The organism is Paramicrobacterium agarici, from assembly GCF_002563955.1.
GTDB lineage: Bacteria > Actinomycetota > Actinomycetes > Actinomycetales > Microbacteriaceae > Paramicrobacterium > Paramicrobacterium agarici.
The window spans coordinates 3,192,233-3,210,919 of sequence record NZ_PDJE01000001.1 but is presented as its reverse complement, the minus strand read 5'-3'; the positions used below and the strand labels follow the sequence as shown (position 1 = coordinate 3,210,919).

The 18,687-nt window shown below is 61.9% G+C and carries 8 protein-coding genes and 3 rRNA genes; 10 read left to right on the top strand and 1 reads right to left on the bottom strand.

The annotated features are described in order from the left end of the window. Positions 1 to 109 precede the first annotated feature (109 nt). Entirely contained in the window at positions 110 to 769 is a 660-nt protein-coding gene (locus ATJ78_RS15645) for a hypothetical protein (RefSeq protein WP_143741437.1), read from the top strand. A gap of 101 nt (positions 770 to 870) precedes the next feature. Beyond that, positions 871 to 1,911, top strand: a complete 1,041-nt coding sequence (locus ATJ78_RS15640) for a hypothetical protein (protein ID WP_098409084.1) — start codon at positions 871 to 873, stop codon at positions 1,909 to 1,911. Here the strand turns inward: ATJ78_RS15640 and ATJ78_RS15635 are convergent, their stop codons facing one another. Further along, positions 1,912 to 2,796, bottom strand: coding sequence for an EamA family transporter (locus ATJ78_RS15635; RefSeq protein ID WP_098409083.1), 885 nt, complete (start codon positions 2,794 to 2,796; stop codon positions 1,912 to 1,914). It lies immediately after the preceding gene. A gap of 583 nt (positions 2,797 to 3,379) precedes the next feature. Between ATJ78_RS15635 and ATJ78_RS15630 the strand changes: the two genes are divergently transcribed. The 8 genes from ATJ78_RS15630 to ATJ78_RS15595 all read left to right on the top strand — a co-directional run bounded on the left by ATJ78_RS15630 (position 3,380) and on the right by ATJ78_RS15595 (position 18,678). Continuing rightward, positions 3,380 to 4,906 (top strand): 16S ribosomal RNA (locus ATJ78_RS15630). Positions 4,907 to 5,287: 381 nt separating this feature from the next. Continuing rightward, positions 5,288 to 8,423: ribosomal RNA gene (locus ATJ78_RS15625) — 23S ribosomal RNA — on the top strand. 100 nt (positions 8,424 to 8,523) lie between these two features. Beyond that, positions 8,524 to 8,640 (top strand): 5S ribosomal RNA (gene rrf / locus ATJ78_RS15620). The 16S, 23S and 5S rRNA genes sit together here, the layout of an rRNA operon. A 197-nt stretch (positions 8,641 to 8,837) precedes the next feature. Next, complete coding sequence (locus ATJ78_RS15615) at positions 8,838 to 9,671, top strand: PP2C family protein-serine/threonine phosphatase (protein WP_098409082.1); 834 nt, start codon at positions 8,838 to 8,840, stop codon at positions 9,669 to 9,671. A 7-nt stretch (positions 9,672 to 9,678) separates the two neighbouring features. Then, on the top strand, positions 9,679 to 10,962 hold the full coding sequence (locus tag ATJ78_RS15610; protein WP_169923482.1) for an FHA domain-containing protein: 1,284 nt from the start codon (positions 9,679 to 9,681) through the stop codon (positions 10,960 to 10,962). Between the two features lies 1 nt (position 10,963). Next, entirely contained in the window at positions 10,964 to 12,562 is a 1,599-nt protein-coding gene (locus ATJ78_RS15605; RefSeq protein ID WP_098409080.1) for a protein kinase domain-containing protein, read from the top strand. Further along, positions 12,550 to 13,278: a hypothetical protein gene (locus tag ATJ78_RS15600; protein ID WP_245836356.1), complete on the top strand. Its 729-nt coding sequence runs from the start codon at positions 12,550 to 12,552 to the stop codon at positions 13,276 to 13,278. Before ATJ78_RS15605 ends, ATJ78_RS15600 begins: the two co-directional genes overlap by 13 nt. 105 nt (positions 13,279 to 13,383) lie before the next feature. Beyond that, the gene (locus ATJ78_RS15595) at positions 13,384 to 18,678 is read left to right on the top strand and encodes an Ig-like domain-containing protein (protein WP_098409079.1); all 5,295 of its coding nucleotides are present in this window, start codon (positions 13,384 to 13,386) and stop codon (positions 18,676 to 18,678) included. Positions 18,679 to 18,687 lie beyond the last annotated feature (9 nt).

The following is an 18,687-nucleotide window of genomic DNA, read 5'->3' as shown; positions in this document are numbered from 1 at the left end:
GGGCCCTCCGCTTCGTCGTGTCAGGACCACTGTGCCTGCTTGCGACGTCGGGCGGCAGAGTCGCGCGCGCGTTATAAGATCGGGACGACAGATGCGACGAGGAGTGCTCATGACCGATCCCGATGAGGGTCGCAGTACATCGCGGTGGTGGTTCGTGGTGGCGACCGTCGTGATCGCAGCGCTCGTTGTGGCAAGCGGAGCACTCGTCGCATCGCTCGTGTCGACGGCGTCGCCAGAAGCAGATCCGCCTCCTGCAACAGAGGCTCCCGATCCTGAGCGGCCCCTGCCCGAGAATCAGCCGGCCCCCGAGCACGCGGGTCCGAACCCCACGTCGTGCGAACAGATCTATTCAGAAGAGATGTATTCCTACCTGACAGGAACAGGGATGCCGCTCAACGACCAGTCGGTTGCCGAGAACGTGGGCAGTTACGACCCCGAGCTGATCGCGGTGATCAACGGGATCGAGCATCTCGACTGCAGCTGGGGCTTCGCTGGAGACTATGGTCTTACCACGAGCGTTACGCGTGTGAACGCCGATGCCGTGAAGACCGTCCGTGAGCGCATGACCGAGCTGGGATACAACTGCCACGACGAAGACGGCGGAACGCGGTGCCTGACGTCGGCGACCGAAGCGGGCAATCGCTACGGCGAATCGCACTTCGTGCGCGACGGCCTCTGGCTTGCCACCGCGTGGGTGAACTTCGCGCCCGAGGGCTACACTCCGGATATCGTCCAGACGCTCTGGCCGGACACCGCACCTCAACCCTGAGCGTCGTCCGCGAAACCCCCGACACGCCATAGGGGCTCGCGGGTGCCCCACCCGGCGCAGTAGAGTGACCGCAAGTGGAGGCTACCGCCGAGGAGGCTGCGATGAGCGACCCCAACTCGACTCCGAGTGATTCGACGCCGGAGCACGCCAAAGGGCCCGGAGCGACGACACCGGATCCTACCCCCGTGGAGCCGCGCCCCGATGCGCCGGGTGCCCCGCAGGCACCTCCGGCTGCGCCCGAGCCGTCACCGAGTTCTCCGGAGCCCACCGAACCGGCGACGCCCGAGCGGCCAGCTGGTGCGCGCGAACCCGAAACGCCGGTGTTCGAATCGACGGAAGCCACTGCGGCGCCAGCTGATACGGGTGCGGCGCCGACGGAACGGACGCAGACCGTACCGGGCAGCAGCAACGATCGTGATGATGCGACGAATGCGTATCCGTACGAGCGCGCTCCCGCCACGAATCCTTCATCAGATCACACGGTGACGGAAGCGTACACCGACTCTGCATCCACTGAGCGGGTACTGACCGGGCCGGAACCGACGCGCGCGTACGAGCCTCGCCAGACTCCGCCGCCGAACGACGGCACGTGGGGCGGAGCGCCTGAGCACGTCGAGGTCGCTGAAGAGCCGAAGCGCAAAGGAAACCGCTGGGCGGGAATCGGCATCGGCGTCATTCAGGCCTTGGTCTTCGCCGCTGCGATGTTCGGGGTCTTGATCCTCATCGATCTCATTTCGGGTGAGCAGCCCGATCTGCTCGGCACGCTCTTGTCGCCCGCGCTCCTCATCGCGACGGGAATGTTCTTCATCGGCCTCGTGATCGTCTCGCTGCTCGTGAATCGCGCGGGCTGGTGGGCGTGGATTCTGGGTGGTCTTCTCATCGCTGCGTTCGCCTACGTGGGGTGGATCGGCGGCCTGCTTGTGCAGGACGCGATGTCGGTTCCGTCCAATCGGGTGCTCGAATTCATCTGGGAGAACCTGCTGACCTGGCCGTCGGTTGCTGCGTTCATCCTCGGGCGCGAGATTCCGATCTGGTTCGGCGCGTGGACAGCCGCGCGCGGCCGCAAGGTTGCCGCGCGCAACCGCGAAGCTCGCGACGACTACGAGCGGCGGCTTGACGAGCGGGATGCCGCATACCGCTGATCAGGGAAAGATCTCGGCGGTTTCCTGAAGCCGAGATTTCCGTGCCGGCCGCTGCGTCGTGATTGCAACGCACGCGGCCGCGCACACCATCAGGATGGCCACGACCTGCAATGCTGTGAGCGATTCATTGAGCACGAGCCAGCCGAACACGGCGGCAATCACAGGCCCGAATGCGGAGATGATCGCGTAGAGCCTGGCCGAGATGCGGCGGAGGATGAACGAGTCCAGGCTGTAGGGAAGCGCGGACGAGAGCACGCCGATCAGCACCAGCAGCAGGATCACTTCCCACGAGAACTGCGCTCCGGGAAGTGAGGCGATCGCCAGAGGCAGCAGAACAGCCACGCTTACGACACCTGCGATGCCGAGTCCTTGAAGTCCAGGCAATGTCAGTGCCGCCCGACGCGCCAACAGGATGTACGCCGCCCATGATGCTGCCGCGAGCAGGGCAAGCGCGACGCCGAGCACGTTGACCGCGCCGTCGAATCCGGTCAGCATGACGACGCCCGCACCCACGGCAACCGCGCACACGACGTCGATGAGCCGGCGCGAGCTGAAGAGAGCAACGGCGAAGGGGCCGAGGAACTCGAGAGTTGCTGCAACACCCAAGCCGAGCAGATGAATCGATTGGTAGTAGGCGGTGTTCATCGTGACGAGCACGACACCAAGCGCGAGAGCGGGCCAGACCGTGCGCCACGACAGCGTTCGAAATCGAGGACGACTGACCGGTAGGACGATAGCCAGCATGACGAGCTGGCGCGCGGCGACGATGATGGCCGTTCCCACCGCGGGAATCGCAAGGCCTGCGAGAGAGGAACCCAGATTGAGGCTCACCTGCGTTCCGAGTTGAGTAGCTGCGCCCGCGGCCGTCTGCCTCCTGTCGGTCATTGTCACAGGATACGACGGGTGCAGACAACGGCGAATTGTGCCGACACGCCCGGGATGCAGCGGTGATTTGGTGCCGGCCCGAGCGGTGCGTAAAGTATTCATTCGTCGCCACAAAGGTGCCGAAGAGCCGAAGAGCTCACGGGCCTCAATCGGCGAAATCCTCCGAAGTTCTGATTCAGATCTTGTTGTGTCGTGTTTCACGACCTAGGATGGATAACTCACCCCGAGACGCAACGGCTGCGCGGGACGAACTCACACAGATCATCTGATCGACGGAGTCGGCGTGTGGCTCGAAGAGCTGCTCGGGTGTGGTAAGGTAATGAGGTTGCTCTGAGGCAGATTCCGAGAGGGATCACTTCAGGAGCGTCTGGTCCTTGAGAACTCAATAGCGTGCACATGTCAAATGCCAATTTTTGAACCTCGGCCTGGGCTTTTGTCTGGGTTTGAGATTCCTTTGATATTGATTGATTGCGAATGTCAGTAATGATGTTTGTGTTGTCATGATTGAACTTGTGTCTGCCCTTTGTTGGGTGGGTGCGTTTATGTTTGCTGGCTGGGTTTTGTCCTGGTTGGTGTTTATGCATTTACGGAGAGTTTGATCCTGGCTCAGGACGAACGCTGGCGGCGTGCTTAACACATGCAAGTCGAACGATGAAGCCTCACTTGTGGGGTGGATTAGTGGCGAACGGGTGAGTAACACGTGAGTAACCTGCCCCTGACTCTGGGATAAGCGCTGGAAACGGTGTCTAATACTGGATATGACTCATGGCCGCATGGTCTGTGGGTGGAAAGGGTTTACTGGTTGGGGATGGACTCGCGGCCTATCAGCTTGTTGGTGAGGTAATGGCTTACCAAGGCGACGACGGGTAGCCGGCCTGAGAGGGTGACCGGCCACACTGGGACTGAGACACGGCCCAGACTCCTACGGGAGGCAGCAGTGGGGAATATTGCACAATGGGCGAAAGCCTGATGCAGCAACGCCGCGTGGGGGATGACGGCCTTCGGGTTGTAAACCTCTTTTGGCAGGGAAGAAGCCTTTGGGTGACGGTACCTGCAGAAAAAGCACCGGCTAACTACGTGCCAGCAGCCGCGGTAATACGTAGGGTGCGAGCGTTGTCCGGAATTATTGGGCGTAAAGAGCTCGTAGGCGGTTTGTCGCGTCTGCTGTGAAATCCCGAGGCTCAACCTCGGGCCTGCAGTGGGTACGGGCAGACTAGAGTGCGGTAGGGGAGATTGGAATTCCTGGTGTAGCGGTGGAATGCGCAGATATCAGGAGGAACACCGATGGCGAAGGCAGATCTCTGGGCCGCTACTGACGCTGAGGAGCGAAAGGGTGGGGAGCGAACAGGCTTAGATACCCTGGTAGTCCACCCCGTAAACGTTGGGAACTAGATGTGGGGGCCTTTCCACGGTCTCCGTGTCGCAGCTAACGCATTAAGTTCCCCGCCTGGGGAGTACGGCCGCAAGGCTAAAACTCAAAGGAATTGACGGGGGCCCGCACAAGCGGCGGAGCATGCGGATTAATTCGATGCAACGCGAAGAACCTTACCAAGGCTTGACATATACGAGAACGCCCTGGAAACAGGGTTCTCTTTGGACACTCGTATACAGGTGGTGCATGGTTGTCGTCAGCTCGTGTCGTGAGATGTTGGGTTAAGTCCCGCAACGAGCGCAACCCTCGTTCTCTGTTGCCAGCACGTTATGGTGGGAACTCAGGGGATACTGCCGGGGTCAACTCGGAGGAAGGTGGGGATGACGTCAAATCATCATGCCCCTTATGTCTTGGGCTTCACGCATGCTACAATGGCCAGTACAATGGGCGGCGATACCGTGAGGTGGAGCGAATCCCAAAAAGCTGGTCCCAGTTCGGATCGTAGTCTGCAACTCGACTACGTGAAGTCGGAGTCGCTAGTAATCGCAGATCAGCAACGCTGCGGTGAATACGTTCCCGGGCCTTGTACACACCGCCCGTCAAGTCATGAAAGTCGGTAACACCCGAAGCCGGTGGCCTAACCCCTTGGGGAGGGAGCTGTCGAAGGTGGGACCGGTAATTAGGACTAAGTCGTAACAAGGTAGCCGTACCGGAAGGTGCGGCTGGATCACCTCCTTTCTAAGGAGCAACTGGCACCGTTGGTGTCCAGGCGCCAGGTCCGCACCGAATGTGTGTGGCTGGTTAGCTCGTGGGTGGAACATTTGATATGGCCGGCTGGATGGTCGGGTTGTTGGAGTACGTCCTCGTGTGGGGATGGGAAACGGTGGCCTGGGTGTTTGGTTGGCGTGCACGTTATTGGGTCCTGAGGGACCAGGCTTCCCCGTTTGGGGTTGCGGGTTTCTCGGACTTCTGTTTCCGGCCTTTTGTGGGTTGGGGTGGGAGTACCGGCCGTACGTTGAGAACTACACAGTGGACGCGAGCATCTTAGAAACACTTTTTGTGTTTCAATCATGGTCAAATTTTTCTTTTGAAGATTTATTTCGATTCATGCTCATGTTGTTTCAAGTTTCTAAGAGCAAACGGTGGATGCCTTGGCATCTGGAGCCGAAGAAGGACGTCGTAATCTGCGATAAGCCTCGGGGAGCTGATAAACGAGCTGTGATCCGAGGATTTCCGAATGGGGAAACCCGGCCTGGGCCCTTTGGGGTGCCTGGTCACTCCCGTCTGAATGTATAGGGCGGGGTGAGGGAACGTGGGGAAGTGAAACATCTCAGTACCCACAGGAAGAGAAAACAAAAGTGATTCCGGTAGTAGTGGCGAGCGAACCCGGATGAGGCTAAACCGGTTATGTGAGATACCTGTCAGGGGTTGCATGGTCGGGGTTGTGGGACTTTTTTCATCATGCTGACACGTGGTGGGCGTTGTGAGTGGTATAGGCGAACGGTTTTGAATGGCCGGTCAGAGAGGGTGCGAACCCCGTAGCCGAAATGCCATGATCGCGTGAAGAGTATCCCAAGTAGCACGGGGCCCGAGAAATCCCGTGTGAATCTGTCAGGACCACCTGATAAGCCTAAATACTCCCAGATGACCGATAGCGGACAAGTACCGTGAGGGAAAGGTGAAAAGTACCCCGGGAGGGGAGTGAAATAGTACCTGAAACCGTTTGCTTACAATCCGTTGGAGCCTCCTTGTTGGGGTGACAGCGTGCCTTTTGAAGAATGAGCCTGCGAGTTAGCGATACGTGGCGAGGTTAACCCGTGTGGGGTAGCCGTAGCGAAAGCGAGTCTGAATAGGGCGTTGAGTCGCGTGTCCTAGACCCGAAGCGAAGTGATCTATCCATGGCCAGGCTGAAGCGTGTGTAAGAGCGCGTGGAGGGCCGAACCCACTTCAGTTGAAAATGGAGGGGATGAGCTGTGGATAGGGGTGAAAGGCCAATCAAACTTCGTGATAGCTGGTTCTCTCCGAAATGCATTTAGGTGCAGCGTTGCGTGTTTCTTTCCGGAGGTAGAGCTACTGGATGGCCGATGGGCCTCAACAGGTTACTGACGTCAGCCAAACTCCGAATGCCGGGAAGTGAGAGCGCAGCAGTGAGACGGTGGGGGATAAGCTTCATCGTCGAGAGGGAAACAACCCAGACCACCATCTAAGGTCCCTAAGCGCGTGCTAAGTGGGAAAGGATGTGGAGTTGCAGAGACAACCAGGAGGTTGGCTTAGAAGCAGCCATCCTTGAAAGAGTGCGTAATAGCTCACTGGTCAAGTGATTCCGCGCCGACAATGTAACGGGGCTCAAGCACGCCACCGAAGTTGTGGCATTGACATTAATAACCAAGCCGCGGGACTTGTTCTCGTTGGTTCAGGTGTGTTGATGGGTAGGAGAGCGTCGTGTGGCCGGTGAAGCGGCGGTGTAAACCAGCCGTGGAGGCTACACGAGTGAGAATGCAGGCATGAGTAGCGAAAGACGGGTGAGAAACCCGTCCTCCGGAAGACCAAGGGTTCCAGGGCCAGGTTAATCCGCCCTGGGTAAGTCGGGACCTAAGGCGAGGCCGACAGGCGTAGTCGATGGACAACGGGTTGATATTCCCGTACCGGCGAAGAACCGCCCCAGCTAATCCAGTGGTGCTAAGAGTCCTAGCTCGTACCGGAAGCTCCTCTTTTGGGGGGTGGATGGTGCGGGTGAACGCTCGACCCCATGCTGGTGCGGCTAGCGTGTTAACAGGTGTGACGCAGGAAGGTAGTCGGTCCTGGGCGATGGTTGTCCCAGGCCAAGGCTGTAGGCCGGGAGATAGGCAAATCCGTCTCCCATGTGGCTGAGAGTTGAAGGGGAACCCGTAAAGGGTATGATCCGATGATCCTATGCTGCCGAGAAAAGCATCGACGCGAGGTTCTAGCTGCCCGTACCCCAAACCGACACAGGTGGTCAGGTAGAGAATACTAAGGAGATCGAGAGAATCGTGGTTAAGGAACTCGGCAAAATGCCCCCGTAACTTCGGGAGAAGGGGGGCCGCTCACTTATTAGGACTTGCTCCGAAAGGGTGTGGTGGCCGCAGAGACCAGTGGGAAGCGACTGTTTACTAAAAACACAGGTCCGTGCCAAGTCGCAAGACGATGTATACGGACTGACGCCTGCCCGGTGCTGGAAGGTTAAGAGGAACGGTCAACCCTTCGGGGTGAAGCTGTGAATTTAAGCCCCAGTAAACGGCGGTGGTAACTATAACCATCCTAAGGTAGCGAAATTCCTTGTCGGGTAAGTTCCGACCTGCACGAATGGCGTAACGACTTCCCAGCTGTCTCAACCACGAACTCGGCGAAATTGCATTACGAGTAAAGATGCTCGTTACGCGCAGCAGGACGGAAAGACCCCGTGACCTTTACTACAGCTTGGTATTGGTGTTCGGTGTGGCTTGTGTAGGATAGGTGGGAGACTTTGAAGCGGGCACGCTAGTGTTCGTGGAGTCGTTGTTGAAATACCACTCTGGTCATTCTGGATATCTAACTTCGAACCGTGATCCGGTTCAGGGACAGTGCCTGGTGGGTAGTTTAACTGGGGCGGTTGCCTCCCAAAATGTAACGGAGGCGCCCAAAGGTTCCCTCAACCTGGTTGGCAATCAGGTGGCGAGTGTAAGTGCACAAGGGAGCTTGACTGTGAGACTGACAGGTCGAGCAGGGACGAAAGTCGGGACTAGTGATCCGGCAGTGGCTTGTGGAAGCGCTGTCGCTCAACGGATAAAAGGTACCTCGGGGATAACAGGCTGATCTTGCCCAAGAGTCCATATCGACGGCATGGTTTGGCACCTCGATGTCGGCTCGTCGCATCCTGGGGCTGGAGTAGGTCCCAAGGGTTGGGCTGTTCGCCCATTAAAGCGGTACGCGAGCTGGGTTTAGAACGTCGTGAGACAGTTCGGTCCCTATCCGCTGCGCGCGCAGGAAATTTGAGAGGATCTGACCCTAGTACGAGAGGACCGGGTTGGACGAACCTCTGGTATGTCAGTTGTCACGCCAGTGGCATCGCTGATTAGCTACGTTCGGGATGGATAACCGCTGAAAGCATCTAAGCGGGAAGCCGGCCTCAAGATGAGATTTCCATACCCCACGCGGGTGAGAGGCTCCCAGCTAGACGACTGGGTTGATAGGCCAGATGTGGAAGCACAGCAATGTGTGCAGCTGACTGGTACTAATAAGCCGATAACTTGATAACAACAACATCTGATGTTTCGCGTCCACTTTGTGGTTCCTGACGCACGGCAGGAACAAACAACACACCCCACGGTGTGTTCACATATTGCGTCCATGATTGTTACGGCGGTCATAGCGAGAGGGAAACGCCCGGTCACATTCCGAACCCGGAAGCTAAGGCTCTCAGCGCCGATGGTACTGCAGGGGGGACCCTGTGGGAGAGTAGGACACCGCCGGACTTAACCTACAGTGAAGGCCACCCCTAACCACGGGGTGGCCTTCACCATTTAACCCACACACCACCCACCACACCGGCGCACCAAAAAACGAATGAGAGCGACGACGCTCTCGCATTATTGTCACTGCAGGTGTATGCATCTGCATGGGGAGCACTCCCCATCGGCAGCCCCGAGCGCTCTCGTTAGGCTTGTTCCTTATGGCGACCCGTACGACGTTCACTCTTCCCCGCTCACGGGTCGATATCACCGTCACCGGAGTGACGGACGTCGGCAAGCGTCGCCGCGTCAACGAAGACTCGATCATCATGGCCTCGCCGATCTTCGCCGTCGCCGACGGCATGGGCGGGCATCAGCGCGGGGACGAAGCGAGTCGGGTCGTCGTCGAGCAGCTCCAGCTGAGTGTGCGCCCGGGAGAGCCGACAAGCCCCGAGGTTGTCTTCACGGGCATCACGGCAGCAAACGGCCGGATTCTCGCGTGGGCGGAAGACGGCGGGGTCGCAGGAAGCACCGTCGCCGGCGTCGCGCTCGTCTCGCTCTCATCGCAAGCCGACAGCCACTGGATGGTCTTCAACATCGGAGACTCGCGCGTGTACCTGCTTGAGGGACAGCAGTTGCGGCAGATCACCGTCGACCATTCCGCGGTTCAAGAACTCATTGATCAGGGCAGTATCAGCCCAAGCGAGGCCGCCACGCATCCGCAACGCAATGTCGTCACGCGAGCCGTCGGCGTTGAAAGCGACGCCGATCCGGATGTCTGGCTGCTCCCGGCTGGAGGTCACCAGATGTTCATCATCTGTTCGGACGGGCTCAGTCGCGAAATGCCGGATGAGGAGATCCGGCAGATCCTGCTCTCGGCGCCGCGAGACCCGTCTCGGGCGCTCGTCGACCGCGCCCTTGAGGCAGGGGCGCGTGACAACGTCTCTGCCGTCGTTCTCGATGCGCTGTCGGTGGATACGACCCCGCCGAGCCCGGGCTATCATGACACGAGAGGCCTGGGCGCTCTCGAAGAGACCTTGCCACGCTCGACGTAAGGACGATATGACGCAGTTCAGCTACACGGCGGCGCATCAACGCGAATGGATCGCTCTGGCAGCATCCGGTCGTCTTCTCGTGGTGCGGATCGATGACGACGCCGAGCTGCTGACGCGCGTGACGAAACTCGACATCGGCGCGCTGACGATTCACGATACACTCGACGCTCTCACAGCAGGAGGCCTCGCGAGCACCCCCGCATTCGGGCTGTGCTTCTGGGTGGCAGGAACGCTCTCGGCCGACGGTGTCGGCGTGATCGTGTATGGCGACACGGAGGTCACGGTCGGAACGGACGCCGGCGACATTACCGTACGCGCAACAGGTGTCAGCGGATGGGGAGAGCAGCTCGTCGAAGGCGCGTCACGCATCGAGCTGCTCGACGGCGCCGACACGGCAGCAGCGCTTCCTCTCAGCCAGGGCGCCGCATGGGTAGCGGGCGTCTCGCTGCGCGTCGACGATGACGTCGCCGATGCTGGAGCCGCCGCCAGAACGGAACAGCAGGATGCTGCGGTGGCAGCCGAGTCGCAGCACGAGAACCCGGTGCCGATCGCGCGTGAGCCCGCGTCAGAGCCCAAGCCCGACACGGTGGCCATCGAGAAGCCCGCAGCCGCGGCGCCACCTCCCGCACCGTCGGCCGAGGCGGCGGAGGCCGAACCCAAGCCGGACACCGCCGAACAGCCCGTCTGGGCCGAGCCGTCGGCGTCTGAGCCCGTGAGCGAGGACACCGAGGTTCCCGAGATGACGCTGCTTCCCGGCGACGTCGCAGGACCGATCGAGCTTCCCGAACCCGACGAGCAGACGATCGTGCGCACCCCGGGACAGCCGGTTGTCCCTCAGCGCGACGAGCCGCTCGGCGATCACGACGGCATGACCGTGCTCGCCGAAGACGTGCGTGCAGCGCGTAACGCCGCCCACCTGCCCGATGGCGCCGCTGCCGCGCCGCAGGACGTGCCGCAGTACGCCTACGCCCTTGAACTGCCCGGCGGCGGCCGTCAGCGGCTCGACGCGCCCGTTGTACTGGGTCGAGCCCCGAGCGTCTCGAACGTGCCTGCCTCGGTTCTGCCTCACCTTGTGACCCTCGCCGGAGACGACATTTCGCGCACGCACGTCCGCGTCGCTGTCGAGGGAGACGCCGTCGTCGTGACCGACCTCCACTCGAGCAATGGCACTGTCATCGACGCACCGGGTCGCGCACCCCAGCAGTTGCGTGGCGGGGAGCCCGTGCCCGTCATTGCTGGAACAGTGATCGATCTCGGATCGGGCGTGAAACTGCGCGTGCTCGAGGCATAGCGTGGCTCGTCAGGCAGCACAGCCCCCGCGCATTCCCGGGCTTGAGGCGGAGCGGCTTCTCGGATCGGGCGGCTTCAGTGACGTCTTTCTGTACCGTCAAGAGCTCCCGCGCCGCCAGGTCGCCGTCAAGGTGCTCTCTCTTGACGAGGTGACCGATGCGTCGCGCGCCGCGTTCGTGGCCGAGGCCAACCTGATGGCTCAGGTGTCGGCGCATCCGTACATCGTGACGATCTACAACGCGGCGGTCGCCGAAGACGGGCGCCCGTATTTTGTCATGGAGTACTGCCCCGGCCCGAGCTTGTCGCAGCAGTACCGGTACCGGCAGTTCACCGTCGCGGATGTGCTGCGCACCGGCATCCGGGTGACGAGTGCTGTCGCGACGGCGCACTCGTCTGGCATTCTGCACCGCGACATCAAGCCCGCCAACGTGCTGACCAATGCATATGGCTGGCCCGCGCTCGCGGACTTCGGAATCTCGTCTGCTGTCGACGCGGATCACGCGCAGCCCGGAGAATCGCAGTCGCTTGGCATGTCGATTCCGTGGTCGCCGCCCGAGATGTTCGCGGACCACCCCGTCGCCGACGTCAGAAGCGACGTCTTCGCGCTCGCCGCCACGGTGTACACGCTGCTGGCCGGGCGCTCTCCATTCGAGGTGCCGGGGCAGCCGAACGGCTCGATCGATCTCATCGGGCGCATCGAGCGCGGCACCATCACACCGCTTGAGCGCACCGATGTTCCGCCGTCGCTCATGGCAGTGCTGCGCCGGGGCATGGCGACGCGCCGCGAGGACCGTTTTCCGAGCGCCGTGGACTTCGGCCGCTCGCTTCAGCGCGTCGAACTCGAGCTGGCGTACTCCACCACGCCGCTCGACGTGCCGAACCTCGCGTCGGCCAAACCGCAGAGCGACGCGACGGGCGATGATGCAACGCGCATTCGCCCGGTCACGACAGTGACGCCTCAGCATCCGGCCCCGTCTGAACCGGCCGACGACGACGCGACGGTCGCCCGGCCGGTTCAACAGGTGAACGGTCAACCGCCCAGCGACGACGAAACGCGCATGCGAGCGCTGGCCGTGACCCCACAGGTTCCCGTTCCACCCGCCACCGATGCGACGGCGAAGCGAGGCCCGGTCGCGCCGACCCATGAGACTCCGGATGCTGCGTCGCAGACGGATGCCGTGGCAAAGCCGCGGAGGCGCCTCGTTCCGATCGTGATCGGGGCGGCAGCGCTGCTGCTTGTCGGCGGCGGGGTGACAGCATCCTTTCTCTTCGGTGGTCAGGCTGCGCCGGAGAAGATGGAGACGTCGACAGGAGAGCCGCTTGTCGTCACGGGGGTGCCAGCGCCCGTGGAGCGCGGCATCACCGTGTCAGAAGACGGCTCGAGCATCACGTTCGAGTGGGGGAATCCGGCGCCCGAAGAGGGCGACGTGTTCATCTGGCGGCGCTTAGAGAACGGCGAGCCCGGGCCGAAGCATGTTGTCGCCGAGCCGTCGGTCACCATCGACGGCGTGTCGGATGGCGATAAGGTGTGTGTCACGGTTGTGATCAGCAGATCAAGCGGCAAAACGTCCACCGAGCCATTGGAGATGTGCACCACGTGACGGCACCACGCATCGAGTTCTGCGGGGAATGGTACGACGTGCGCCCCGAGGAATTCTTCTACATCGGCCGAGAGGGCGACCTCGTCGTCGACGACAACCCGTTTCTGCACCGCCGCTTTCTCGCCGTCGGCCTCGAGAACGGAATGTACTGGCTCATCAACGTGGGCAATGCGCTCTCGGCGACGGTCACCGACAGCACGGGGCAGGTGCAGGCGTGGCTCGCACCTGGAGCACGACTTCCCGTCGTCTTCCGTGAGCTGCAGGTGCTCTTCAGCGCCGGCTCGACGACGTACGACTTCACCATCCACATGGAGTCCGAGTTCTTCGGCACGTCTCCGCTGACCTCGGTGTCGAGCGGCGAGACGACGGTCGGCCCGATTCACCTGACGAGCAACCAGCGCCTGCTGATTCTCGCGCTCGCCGAAGACGTGCTTCGGCAGAATTCTCCGGGACGCGGCGAGATCCCCGCCTCCGCACAGGCGGCAGAGCGTCTCGGATGGACGCAGACGGCGTTCAACCGCAAGCTCGACAACGTGTGCGACAAGCTCGACCGGTTCGGAGTGCCCGGATTGCGGGGCGGCCGGGGCAAGCTCGCGACCAACCGGCGGTCGAGGCTCGTGGAGTACGCCGTGTCGACGCGAATGGTCGATCCGAGCGATCTGGTGCTGCTTGATCAAGACACGTCGGCCGCCGGTGAAAGCGCCGCGGAGGGCTAGAACTTTCCTGCTGCGCGTTACCGTGTTACCTTAAGCTCCGGTTCAAGTGTGCCTTGGGCGCTGTACGGCGGCAGTTAAACGAGACGGAACGTGTGTGTGGGGAGCATGAAGGGGTGGTTGCGCGGCCGAAAGGTCACGGCTTCCGTCATCGCCGCATCCCTGATCGTCGCGGTTCCGGTCACATTCGCCGTTCTGCACCCCGGATACCCCGCCTCTGACGTTGATCTCGAGGCCCGCGACGTGTGGGTCACGAACGGCAAAGAGCTGCTCGCGGGCCGCCTCAACAAGCAGATCGAAGAGCTCGACGCCTCCGTCGCGACGCTCGCCAACGATATCGACATCTTTCAAGACGGCGACCTCGCCCTGCTGCACGATCGCGTCTCGTCGACCGTTCAGACGATCGACCCCGCGTACACGACTCTCGGCAACAGCGCCGACCTACTGCCGGGCGCCGAACTCGCCTACGGGGGAGAGCGCCTCGCTGTTCTCGAGCCCGACAGCGGCAGCCTGTGGATCACCAACGTCGCGGGAGGCCTCGACTTCACGACAGTGAACAACGAACCCCTCGTCAAATTGGGGAAGGATGCCGCTATCGCTGTCTCGAAGAGCGGCGACGTCTTCGCAGCATCCCCTTCTGACGGTGTGCTGTACACCTACGGCTCCGAGGGCGGAAAGCCGAGCGAGCAGCAGATTCCCTCGAGCGAGAGCTACCAGCTGACGGCGGCGGGAGATACCCCGGTGCTGTTCGACGGCGACGCGAACCGCGTCATCGTTCCCGGTTCAGAGCCGGTCGAGCTGCCCTCGGAGGGTGTCAAGCTGCAGCAATCCTCTGCTGATCCCGGCGAGGTGCTGGTGGCGGGCGGCGACTCGCTCATGGCTGTTCCGCTCGACGGCGACGAGGTCGTCGAGATCGACGCCGACATTGCCGCTCCGGCGCAGAACCCCGACGCCGTTGCCGCTCCCGTCAACCTCGAGGGATGCTGGCACGCCGCGTGGGCGTCGGGCAGCCGCTACCTCGCACAATGCGACGGTGCGGCGCCGGCGCACGAGGAGATCGAGCCGACCACGGCGGGCGCTGAGCTGGTGTTCCGCGTCAATCGCGACATCATTGCGCTGAACAACCTTCAGAATGGTGACTCGTGGCTCGTCACCGAGAACATGCGCCTCGTGCACAACTGGGAGGACGTCACTCCGCCCGAAGAAGACGACGGCGAAGAAGGCGACGAGAAGTCGGCAGTGAAGTCGTTCGAAGACACGCTCGCCGAGCGCACCGAGCAGAACCGGCCGCCGATCGCGAATGACGACGAGCTGGGCGTGCGACCCGCGCGCACGACGGTCCTGCCTCTGCTGAGCAACGACACCGACCCCGACGGCGACGTGCTCACGATCACCGACATCAACGGATTCTCAGACAAATGGGGAACCCTGCAGTTCATCGACGGCGGGCGCGCTCTGCAGTTCTCACCGAGCGAGGGCACGGAAGCCGGCACGTTTACCTTCCGCTACACCGTGAGCGACGGGCGGCCGGGAGGCATCGCCGAGGGCTCGGTCAACGTGACCGTGCGACCGCCAGAGGTCAACGAGCCTCCGGAATCGGCGCGAGTCGGAGCCGCTGTCGTCGATGCCGGCGAGACCATCACCTATGACGCGCTCGCCGACTGGAGCGACCCAGACGGTGACGACATCTATCTGGAATCCGCCGCGTCTGACGCGGGAGACCGCGTGCGGTTCAACCCCGACGGGCGGGTCACCGTCACGCACACCTCAGGGCAGCTGGGGCCGCGCGACATCGTCTTCACTGTCTCTGACGGCACGACGTCGGTCACAGGCGCGTTCACGCTCGACGTGAAACCCGCCGGGTCGTCGAACCCAGTCGGAACGCCGGACTTCGCGCAGACCTTCGTCGGCGAGGCCGTCGACGTGCACCCCCTCGACAACGACCTCTCACCGTCGGGCGGGCAGCTCGAGCTGCTGGGCGCCGAGGCGCTCGAGGGCGCGATCTCGGTCGCCGTCGACACGGATCGTGGCACCATCACAGCATCCGCGGGCAAAGCCGGTGCCTACTACGTCAAGTACTCGCTCGGGGCCGGTGAACGCACGAGCATCGGGCTCATTCGCATCGAGGTGACTGAGAAGTCCGAGGCGGACCTTGCCCCCGTGGCGGTGCGCGATACCGGCTACGTGCGGCCAGGTGAACCCGCGATGATTCCCGTGCTCGTCAACGACGTCTCGCCGACGGGTGAGGTGCTTGCGGTCAAATCGATCGAGGCGACGGGCGAGGCCGCCCAGCTGTCGATCGAGCTGCTCTCGCAGAGCATGATCCGTGTGACGGCGACGGCAGCGGTAACGGGGCAGGTGCAGTTCAGCTACACGGTCTCCGACGGGTATAAGGAATCGACGACAACGGTGACCGTCGTGATGGTGCCGCCGCTGACGAAGCACCAGGCCCCGATCGCGGCCGACGACCAGGTGCGCGTGCGCGCCGGAGACATCGCGAGTGTTCCCGTTCTCGACAACGACACGCACCCGGACAACGCGGGCATGTCGGTCGAGCAGGAGCTCGTGCAGGGAACCGACAAGGGGCTCGCGTTCGTCACCGACGATCGCGTGCGGTACCAGGCGCCGGTCGAAGCAGGCGTGTACTCCGCCGTGTACACGGTGGTTGACGATTACGGGCAGAAGGCGACAGCATCCGTCACCTTCACCGTTGTGGCGATGGACGAAGACTCCAACCAGGCGCCGGTCGCCAAGACACTGACGACCCGTGTCTTCGCCGGCAGTTCTGTCGACATCGAGATTCCGCTTGAGGGGCTCGACCCCGACGGCGATTCGGTCGTGTATGACGGGCTGGCCAGCGCGCCGATTCTGGGTGCTGTGCGCAACGAGAAGAGCAAGAGCTTCTCGTACGTTGCCGGGTCGATGGAGCTCGGCACCGACACGTTCACGTACAAGGTGAAAGACGTGCTCGGTGCGACGGCCGTCGGCACGATCAAGATCGCGGTGATTCCGCGGCCCGAGCAGGCGATGAGCCCTGTCGCCGTCGACGATTCGATCGAGGTAAAGCCCGGACGCGTGGCATCTGTTCCGGTGCTCAAGAACGATTCGGATCCGAACCAGTACTCTCTGTCTCTCGACGAGAAGGTCGAAGACGTACCCGAAGACGTCGTCGCGACGGTCGAGGGCGAGAGCATCGTGGTCGAGGCGCCCGACATCGAAATGACGTTTGCGCTGCGCTACACGATTCGCAATGAGAAGGGCGGATTCGACTCTGCCTACGTCATGGTGCGGGCCACCGAAGAGGCGAAGATTCAGCCGCCGGGCGTGCAAGATCAGGTTGTCGAGCAAGACGAGGTCATCGGCAAGGAGACCGTCGACATTGACGTGTACGACGGCGCGACGAACCCCGGTGGCCGCGTTTCTGACTTGAAGGCGTCGCTTGAGGGGCCGAATGCCGACCAGGCGACGATTCTCGAAGACGGCACCGTGCGTGTCACGCTCGGCGACAACCGCATGGCTATTACGTTCCGTCTGACGAACGAGGTTGACGGTCTGAGCTCGGCGGCCTTCATTGTCGTGCCGCCGTATTCAGACGGGCAGCCGCCGCGGCTGCGCGAGAATTTGCCCGAGCAGATCGTCGACATGAACTCCTCGAAAGAGTGGAACCTCGACGACATCGCCTACTCGCCCTCGGGCAAGGACATCACCATCACGGGCGCCGACGGAGTGAAGGCGTCGCGCGGCAATGGCGAACCGTCTTTTGTCGACGAAAAGACTCTGCGGTTCACGCCGGTGGAGGACTACCGCGGCCCCGCCTCGATCAGTTTTGAGGTGACTGACGGTACGTCGACCGGAACGACGATGCTCGTGCTGCCGATCACTGTGGGCGACCCGAACTTCGAAGACATTCCGCCCACGTTCACACCGCCGTCGATCACGATCGAAGCGGGTGAGGATGCTGTCTCGTTCGACCTTCGGAGCGCAGCGTCGCATCCGAACCCGGACGTTCTCGACCAGGTGACCTTCAGCGATCTGCATGGCGACGGAAACGGGATCCAGGCTGATCTCAGGGGTTCGGAACTCTCGGTGCAGGCACCCTTTGGCACGCCCCCGGGAACCTCGGTGACGCTCGGAGTCACGCTGAAGTTCAAGGACTTCTCGGTTGATGGGCAGGTCACCGTGTCTGTGGTCGCCTCGACACGGCCGATGCCGCTTGCGGTCGATCACGTCAACAATGACGCGCGCAAGGGAGAGAAATACACGATCGACGCGCTGAAGGGCGCGTTCAATCCCTTCCCCGAAGAAGACCTCACGATCGTGAGCGCAGAACTCGACTCGGGCGACGCTACGGTGAGCACCGACGGCACATTGGTGACCGTCAAGACAGGTCCGGCGAAGAGCCAGGAGATCAGCATCATCTATACGATCGAAGACGCCACCGGTGACCCCAACAGGCGGTCGTCTGCGCGCATCACGATCGTGGTGAAAGATGTTCCCGATGCGCCGCCAGCGCCGAGCGTCTCAGCGAGCGACAGCACGACGACGGTTGTCGTGAAGGGGTCGCCCGCCGACAATGGCTCGGCCATCACGGAGTACACCGTCAAGCGCAGCGACGGGGACTCAAAGATTTGTCGCGCCGGTGTTGCGTGCTCGATGGCTGCTAAGAACGGCACGTCATATTCGTTCCGGGTCATGGCAACGAATGGCGTCGGCGATAGCGAGTTGTCGCCTGCATCGAAGACGGTGACGCCCTACGGTGTGCCGGGTAAACCAAACGTTGGAAAGATCAGCGCCAGTTCCAAATATGAAGGTGCCACTATCAGCGGGAACTGGTCCGCGCCGTCAGATGATGGCGGCAAGCTCTCTAGATACGAGTGGCGGATTCTCAAGGACGGATCGGTGTGGAAGACGGGCACTTCCGGCAGCGCGACCGCGAATAATGCGTCGCCCGGCTCATACAAGTTGGAAGTCCGTGCCTGTTCGCCTGCCGGGTGCGGCTCGTGGGCATCGTCATCAAACTCTGTCGCTGTTTCCAAGAAGCCTCCCAAGTCGGCCAAGCTGAGCCAGGGCGCTTTCCGGCCAGGGTCCATTAATGCGTACTACTACCACTTCGAGATTCGCGGCTACGTGGATTATGCGAATCAGACTTTCCAGGTGAAATGCATCGGACCCGGCTCCAACGGGGAGCACTGGGAGAAGGTGACGAACAAGCAGCGAATCCCGAGCGGCGGCACTCCTGACGGAAAGACCGTCCCCTTGAAACTTGATTCCAACGGCAACTTCAGCGGGGATGCCAGCTGCTACGACGGCTACAACGGTGAGAATAAGCGCGCTCAAGTGAACATCGGCGGCTGGCACGACGCCTCGGGGCAATACGGCGATGGTTGGGCCGGCCCACTATGAACCATGATC

Coding starts and splice junctions, on each gene's coding strand:
- ATJ78_RS15615 (WP_098409082.1), top strand. CDS start 8,838: ATGGCGACCCGTACGACGTTCACTCTTCCCCGCTCACGGGTCGATATC.
- ATJ78_RS15610 (WP_169923482.1), top strand. CDS start 9,679: ATGACGCAGTTCAGCTACACGGCGGCGCATCAACGCGAATGGATCGCT.
- ATJ78_RS15640 (WP_098409084.1), top strand. CDS start 871: ATGAGCGACCCCAACTCGACTCCGAGTGATTCGACGCCGGAGCACGCC.
- ATJ78_RS15635 (WP_098409083.1), bottom strand. CDS start 2,796: ATGACCGACAGGAGGCAGACGGCCGCGGGCGCAGCTACTCAACTCGGA.
- ATJ78_RS15645 (WP_143741437.1), top strand. CDS start 110: ATGACCGATCCCGATGAGGGTCGCAGTACATCGCGGTGGTGGTTCGTG.
- ATJ78_RS15595 (WP_098409079.1), top strand. CDS start 13,384: ATGAAGGGGTGGTTGCGCGGCCGAAAGGTCACGGCTTCCGTCATCGCC.